This is a genomic window from Paenibacillus sp. AR247, from assembly GCF_002968895.1.
GTDB classification, from domain to species: Bacteria; Bacillota; Bacilli; order Paenibacillales; family Paenibacillaceae; genus Paenibacillus_AQ; species Paenibacillus_AQ favisporus.
In genome coordinates this window covers 353,578-360,559 of sequence record NZ_PCZT01000012.1, presented here as the reverse complement: position 1 = coordinate 360,559, position 6,982 = coordinate 353,578, and the positions used below count along the sequence as shown (strand labels likewise).

Genomic DNA, 6,982 nt, shown 5'->3' with positions numbered 1-6,982 from the left:
CACGTGATCGATGCCAAGGGCGTCAAAGCCCATAAGGTGCGACTGCGTTCCGATCAAGTTGCGGTCCCGGCAGGCGATGTGCACCAGTGGGCGCAAACCGGTCTCCGCCTGCACCAGATGGCCGAGAGCCATATTGCTCATCCGCGTAACCGCAAGCGAATTGTCGGCGAGGGTCAGCGCGTCCGCCCCGGCATCCTTCAGCACCTGCGCCCCCTTCATAAATTTGGCGATATCCAAATCGCGCGGAGGGTCCAGCTCCACGATGACGGTGTGACGCTCTTTGACGAGGTCGACCAGATTCGGGTTGCCGCCTTTGCCTTCACCGTCGCCGTCTGGCGCGAGATGTTCATGGATTTCGATCGGGGCAGGGGCGATGTCAATTGGCCCGTACGTAATCGGCTGCGGCTCGTACCCCTGAAGCGCAGACGAAATCGCCGCGATATGCGCGGGCGTCGTCCCGCAGCAGCCGCCGATGATCCGGGCGCCGAGATCGGCGAATTTCACCGCCATCTGGCCGAAATAATCCGGTTTGGCCCCGTACTGATATTCCCCATCCACATAATCGGCGACCCCGGCATTCGGATACACCGACATCGGCACGGACATGTGGCCGCCGAGGGTCTTCATCGCGCTCATAATGCCATTAGGGCCTGTGCGGCAGTTAAAGCCGATCACGTCCGCGCCCTGCTGCTGCATCATCCGGAACGCTTCCGGCATCGTATAGCCGTCCAAGGTCCGGGCTACATCCTCAACCGCGAACTGGCAGATGACCGGCAGCGGGCTGAGCTTGCGCACGATAGACAAGGCCAGATACAGTTCTTCCACATCGTAGAAGGTTTCGAGCAGGATGCCGTCCACTCCTTCTTGCAGAAGGGCCTGAATCTGCTGCTCGAAATATTTCTTAAGCTCGGCCGTCGACACGTTGGTCCGTTTGCCGCCGCGGATGGAACCGATGGCTCCGACCACATAGCCGGCGGTTCCCGCTACTTCCCGTGCAATCCGGACACCCGCCCGGTTGATATCCTCCACCTTCGACTCCAGGCCGTATTTGGACAGCTTGTCGAAGTTGGCCGAAAACGTATTGGTCTCAACGATTTGAGCCCCGGCCTCCACATAACGCCGGTGAACATCCTTGATGACCTCCGGTGAGGTCAGGTTCAGTTCTTCATAGGAAATTCCCACAGGAAAGCCCATTTGATATAGAAAAGTGCCCATCGCTCCGTCGCCGATCAGCACTTGTTGATCCCACGCTTGACGCAAATCCGGTTTCATGTTGGCTCCTCCACCCCGAAAAAGTAGTTTCACATTAATGTATCATAAATCAGCGCACAAGATAAGTCATAGAATCCTCCAGTTATTTTACTAGAGTCGGATTTGGACGATCTGCACCTCCAAGAAGCAGGAAAGCCCGGCGGATCGTATCCGCCGATACGCTCCCCGGGCTATTAAGGTGTTAATCTCAGGTTTTTCAAAAGTCCGGGCGACTAAACGTCCTGAACGCTTCCCATATACACGACAGCCGCAGGGCCTGTCATATAGACGTGGTTGTCTTTCTCGCTCCACTCGATGAACAGGTCTCCGCCTTTCAGCCGGATCGCTGCCGACCGGTCGGTTAAACCGTTCAGCACGGAGGATACGAGGGTTGCACACGCCCCGGTTCCGCAGGCCAGCGTCGGACCGGCGCCGCGCTCCCAGACGCGCATGTCCACGGTACCGCGGTCCTTCACGGTCGCGAATTCGACGTTCACCTTTTTCGGGAATACTGGGTGCACTTCCAGCTTTGGCCCCCAGGTGGCGAGGTCGAAATTCACCGCATCGTCCACGTAAATGACACAGTGTGGATTGCCCATCGACACGGCCGTAAACCGGAACTGCCGGCCGTCAGCCTCGATCGGCGCATCCACGACCGGGTTCGCGTCGATCGTCGTCGGTACGCTCAATCCATCAAGCATAGGCTCGCCCATATCCACCGTGACGGTGGCGGCCAGGCCGTTGTCCACATGGATCGTTACCGGCTGCACGCCCGCTCCAAGCGTTTCGATCGTAATTTGCTCACTGCTGACATAGCCGTGGTCGTACACGTATTTTGCCACGCAGCGGATGGCGTTGCCGCACTGCTCCGCTTCCGAGCCGTCCGAGTTGATGATGCGCATGCGGAAATCCGCCTTCTCCGACGGCAAAATATATACCAGTCCGTCCGCTCCGATGCCAAAATAGCGGTCGCACCATTTCAAGGCGAGCTCTGCCGCGTTGTCCGGCAGAGCCTTCTCGCCGTAGATAACGATAAAGTCGTTCCCGAGTCCGTGCATTTTTGTAAATTCCATGGATGGTGCCACTCCTTTGTTATGCTAGCTTTTTACTGTCCACTAGCATACCTCAAAGGACCGGGCCGTGCTATTGACTTTATGCAGAAATGTTTGTACTTTTCGCCACGAGGCGGCCGCTTCCCCGCCGCTTGTTGCGTCTTCCGCCCCATACGCTGCCGATGCCCATCAGGAAGGTAGGCACGCCGGCGCCGACGATCGTAATGCACCATTCGCGGAAGCCGAGCGGCACGGTTTTAAAGATCGGCTGCAGCGGCTCGATGTACATGACGCCGAGCATGAGCAGGACCGAGGACAGCACCGCCAGCACCAGGTACTTGTTTTGCAGCGGGTTGCGGTGGAAGATCGATCTGGAGCTCCGGCAGTCGAACACGTGGATGAGCTGGGCCATAACGAGCGTGGCGAAAGCTACCGATTGGGCTTTGGTGACCTGAGCGGCGTTGTACGGATCCACGCGGAGGGTGAGCCAGAACGCGCCGAGCGTGCACAGACCAATCAGGAAGCCGCGGCTGATGATCTTCCATCCCAGCCGGCGGGCGAATATATTTTCTTTGGCCCCGCGCGGCTTGTGCTCCATGAGGTCCTTCTCCGGCTGATCCACGCCAAGGGCCATCGCCGGCAGGCCGTCGGTCACGAGGTTGACCCACAAAATCTGGATCGGCAGCAGCGGCAGCGGCAGGGCGAGCATCATCGCAAAGAACATCGTCAAGATTTCGCCGACGTTCGATGCAAGCAAATACCGGATGAATTTGCGGATATTCTCATAGATGCTCCGGCCTTCCTCGATCGCCGCCACGATCGTCGAGAAGTTGTCGTCGCTCAGGATGAGCGCCGATGCTTCCTTGGTGACGTCGGTACCGGTAATGCCCATGGCAATGCCGATGTCGGCCGCTTTGATGGCCGGCGCATCGTTGACGCCGTCCCCGGTCATGGCAACGACATGGCCTTTGCGCTGCAGCGATTTGACGATGCGGAGCTTATGCTCAGGCGACACGCGCGAGTACACGTACACGTTGTCGACCTTCGCATCGAGCTCCTGGTCGTCGATCTGCGCCAGCTCCTGGCCGGACATGGCTTCGCCTCCGCGCGGCATAATGCCAAGCTGCTGGGCGATCGCCTCGGCAGTCGTGCCGTGGTCGCCGGTGATCATCACCGTCTTGATGCCAGCGCGGCGGCAGGTGCTGATCGCATCGCGCACTTCCCGGCGCGGCGGATCGATCATGCCGGCAAGGCCGACGAAGACGAGCTGGCTCTCGGCGTCCGCTTCGCTGTCCAGCGAATCATGCGGGCGCAGGTCGCGGTATGCCGTCCCCAGCACGCGAAGCGCGGAGGAAGCCATCTCTTCGTTGGCGGCAAGCACCTTCTGCCGGAGCGTGCCGGTAAACGGCACAACGTTGCCTTCCCACAATATATAAGTGCACTGGTTCAACAGCACGTCAGGCGCGCCCTTAGTACCCTTGAGGTTCCTCCTTGCCCTTGCGCTTGCCGCGCGACTCTGGAGCCGCCGTCTCGTATATTTCCGCGTTGTTGCACAGCGCGCTGATCTGGAGCAGCCTGCGCAGCCCCTGGTCGTTCTTCACGTCGACCGGCTTCTTCTCTTCGAGGATTTGTCCGGTCGGCGCATAACCGTCGCCGGTGACCTCCAGGCTTCTTCCCCCGACCCATACGCGCGTAACGGTCATTTTGTTCTGCGTCAGCGTTCCGGTTTTATCGGAGCAGATGACCGATGCGCAGCCGAGCGTTTCGACCGACGGCAGCTTGCGCACGATCGCTTTCCGCTTGATCATCCGCTGCACGCCGAGCGCCAGCGCGACGGTCACGATGGCAGGCAGTCCTTCGGGGATCGCGGCCACGGCCAGGCTGACGCCGGCCAAAAACATGCCGACGGCAGGCTGTCCATGCAAAATGCCGGCAACGACGACCATGACCGTAAGCCCCAGCGACAGAATGATGAGCATTTTGCCGAGCTGCTCCAGGCGGTGCTGAAGCGGCGTTTCCTGCGAGTCTGTATTCTGGATCAGATCGGCGATTTTCCCCATTTCCGTATCCATTCCGGTGCGGACGACAACATGCTTGCCTACCGGCACCGATTCCCCGGTCAGCGCGGATTCTTCAATATAACAGCTGCTCGTTTCCAGCCAGCGGACATCGGCGGGCACACGGTCTCCGCTTTCCAGCAGAACGACGTCCCCGGGAACGAGCATTTTGGCCGGCACCTGAACTACCTTGCCTCCCCGAAGCACCTTCGCTCCCGGAGCGGACAGCTGCTTCAGCGCGCGCAGGGAGCGTTCCGCCTTGAACTCCTGGATGAAGCCGAGGACCCCGTTCAGCAGAATGATGGCGATAATGGTGATGGCGTCCAGGTATTCGCCGAGGAGGCCCGAAACCAGCGTTGCCCCCATCAGCACCAGCACCATGAAATCTTTAAATTGGTTCAGAAATAAGGCCAAAGGAGAAATACGCTTTCCTTCCGAAAGCTCGTTCCATCCGTTTTTCTTCCGTCTTTCCTCCGCCTCTTCTTCCGAAAGGCCCTGCTGCGGGTGAACGCCGAGGACATGCTGCAGTTCTTCCGCGTCCAACTGATGCCATTTTTTTTGTTCCATAGCTTCCCTTTCCCTCCCGGTCTTTGTGCGCTGCCGGTGTTCAACAGCTTTTCCACCTGTTCTATCGTAAATGTATTCGGACAGGGCCTAAAATATCACAAGCCTGGCCTCTTAAGTTTTTGGCCAAACTATGGCATCATAGTATGGAGGCAATCGTAACCAAGTACAGCGTAAAGATGGGAGATACACTATGGCATTAGATGGAATCGTAACGCGGGCCCTTGTCCATGAGCTGCAAAGCATTCAGGGCGCCCGGATCAGTAAAATATACCAGCCCAACGATCACGACCTGCTCTTTCACCTCCGGACCCGGGAGGGCAACGCAAAGCTGCTGCTGTCGGCCAACCCGACGTATCCGCGGGTGCACTTCACCGAGCGAAGCTTTCTGAATCCGCAGGAAGCGCCGATGTTCTGCATGCTGCTGCGCAAGCACTGCGAAGGAGGCATCATCGAAGACATCCGGCAGGTTGGAATGGAGCGAATCATTCATATTACGGTCAGACAGCGGGATGAGCTGGGGGACGTCTCTTCAAAGCAGCTCATCATCGAACTGATGGGCCGGCACAGCAACATTATTTTGTCAGACCCTTCGAGCGGGACGATCCTGGACGGCATCCACCATGTCACCCCGAGCATCAGCAGCTACCGGGTCGTCATGCCGGGCTTTTCCTATACGGAGCCTCCGCAGCAGCATAAGCTGAATCCGCTTGAGGTTTCAGGAGAGCTATTTGCACAAAAGTATACCGAGAAAGCGGACGCCGAACCGATTTCGTGGATCGTGGATACGTTCAGTGGCGTAAGCCCGCTGGTTGCACAGGAGATCGTGCACCGCGCCGGCCTTCAGTCCTACTCGGAAGAAGGGCCCGAAGCTGGCGAAGCACGCCGAAGCGCCCTATGGAACGCCTTTACCGGGCTGATGGACAGCGTCAAACAGCAGGCGTACCAGCCGATGTCAGGGGCGAACGCCAAGGGGAAAATGGTTTTTTCCGCCATCGATCTGACGATGATTCAGGAAGAGGTCAAACGCTATGAATCCATCAGCACATGCATGGAGGATTATTACGGTGAAAAAGCTGAGCGCGACACCGTCAAGCAAAAAACGAGCGATCTGCTTCGTTTCCTGCACAATGAGCGCGCCAAAAACATTAAAAAGCTGGACCACCTGCACGCCGATCTGGAGGAAGCCGCCGATGCGGACCAGTACCGGATTTACGGCGAGCTGCTGTTTGCCTCCCTGCATACGATTGCAAAGGGGGACAAGGAGGCGGTGCTGACCAACTTCTATGACGAGGACCAGAAGGAAGTGGCCATTCCGCTGGACCCGCTGCTCAGCCCTTCCGATAACGCCCAGCGGTATTTCAAGAAATATAATAAGTACAAAAACAGTCTGGCCGTCATCGACGAGCAGCTTGCTATAACGAAGGAAGAGATCCGCTACATGGATGACCTGCTCCAGCAGCTGGCCCATGCATCCATGAACGATATCGACGAAATCCGCGAGGAGCTTGTCCAGCAGGGATATCTCCGCGACCGCAGCAAAAAAACGCGCAAAAAGAAGAAAAACGACCGCCCTACCCTGCATGTATTCACATCATCCGAGGGCATCGAAATTTACGTAGGCAAAAACAACCTGCAGAACGAATACGTGACCAACAAACTGGCCAGCGGCAGTGATACGTGGCTGCACACCAAGGATATCCCCGGGTCCCACGTCGTCATCCGTAGCAGCCAGTTCGGGGACCAGACCTTGGAGGAAGCCGCCCAACTGGCCGCGTACTTCAGCCAGGCCAAGGAATCCAGCAGCGTGCCGGTCGACTGCACCCTGATCCGCCATGTGCATAAGCCGAGCGGCGCCAAACCGGGCTTTGTCATTTATGATCACCAGCGGACGCTGATCGTCACGCCTGACGAGGAATTGATCAAGTCGCTTCCGAGCGTCATTAAATAATCATACAAAGCTTTAGATTTCTAATTATAGAAAGAATGCGGTTGAACCGTGCTCAATGAACGTCCGTAAGCTTCAGCCCCATAATAGAAAAGGCTATATCCTCCGTT

At 57.7% G+C, this 6,982-nt stretch carries 3 protein-coding genes and 1 pseudogene; 1 reads left to right on the top strand and 3 read right to left on the bottom strand.

Going from position 1 to position 6,982, the window contains the following annotated elements; genetic code table 11:
- From CPT76_RS23100 to CPT76_RS23090, 3 genes and pseudogenes are all read right to left on the bottom strand, one after another.
- A partial coding sequence (locus CPT76_RS23100) for a bifunctional homocysteine S-methyltransferase/methylenetetrahydrofolate reductase (protein WP_105444587.1) occupies positions 1-1,272 on the bottom strand: 1,272 nt, incomplete at its 3' end.
- 212 nt (positions 1,273-1,484) lie between these two features.
- A complete protein-coding gene (gene dapF, locus CPT76_RS23095; RefSeq protein WP_105444586.1) occupies positions 1,485-2,324 on the bottom strand; it encodes a diaminopimelate epimerase in 840 nt (279 codons plus the stop codon).
- A 79-nt stretch (positions 2,325-2,403) separates the two neighbouring features.
- Positions 2,404-4,927 (bottom strand): annotated as a pseudogene (locus tag CPT76_RS23090) (cation-translocating P-type ATPase).
- 190 nt (positions 4,928-5,117) lie between these two features.
- Between CPT76_RS23090 and CPT76_RS23085 the strand changes: the two are divergent.
- Positions 5,118-6,875 carry an Rqc2 family fibronectin-binding protein gene (locus tag CPT76_RS23085; protein WP_105444585.1) on the top strand — a complete coding sequence of 586 codons (1,758 nt, stop codon included), beginning with the start codon at positions 5,118-5,120 and terminating at the stop codon, positions 6,873-6,875.
- Positions 6,876-6,982: the final 107 nt, after the last annotated feature.

Coding starts and splice junctions, on each gene's coding strand:
- dapF (WP_105444586.1), bottom strand. CDS start 2,324: ATGGAATTTACAAAAATGCACGGACTCGGGAACGACTTTATCGTTATC.
- CPT76_RS23085 (WP_105444585.1), top strand. CDS start 5,118: ATGGCATTAGATGGAATCGTAACGCGGGCCCTTGTCCATGAGCTGCAA.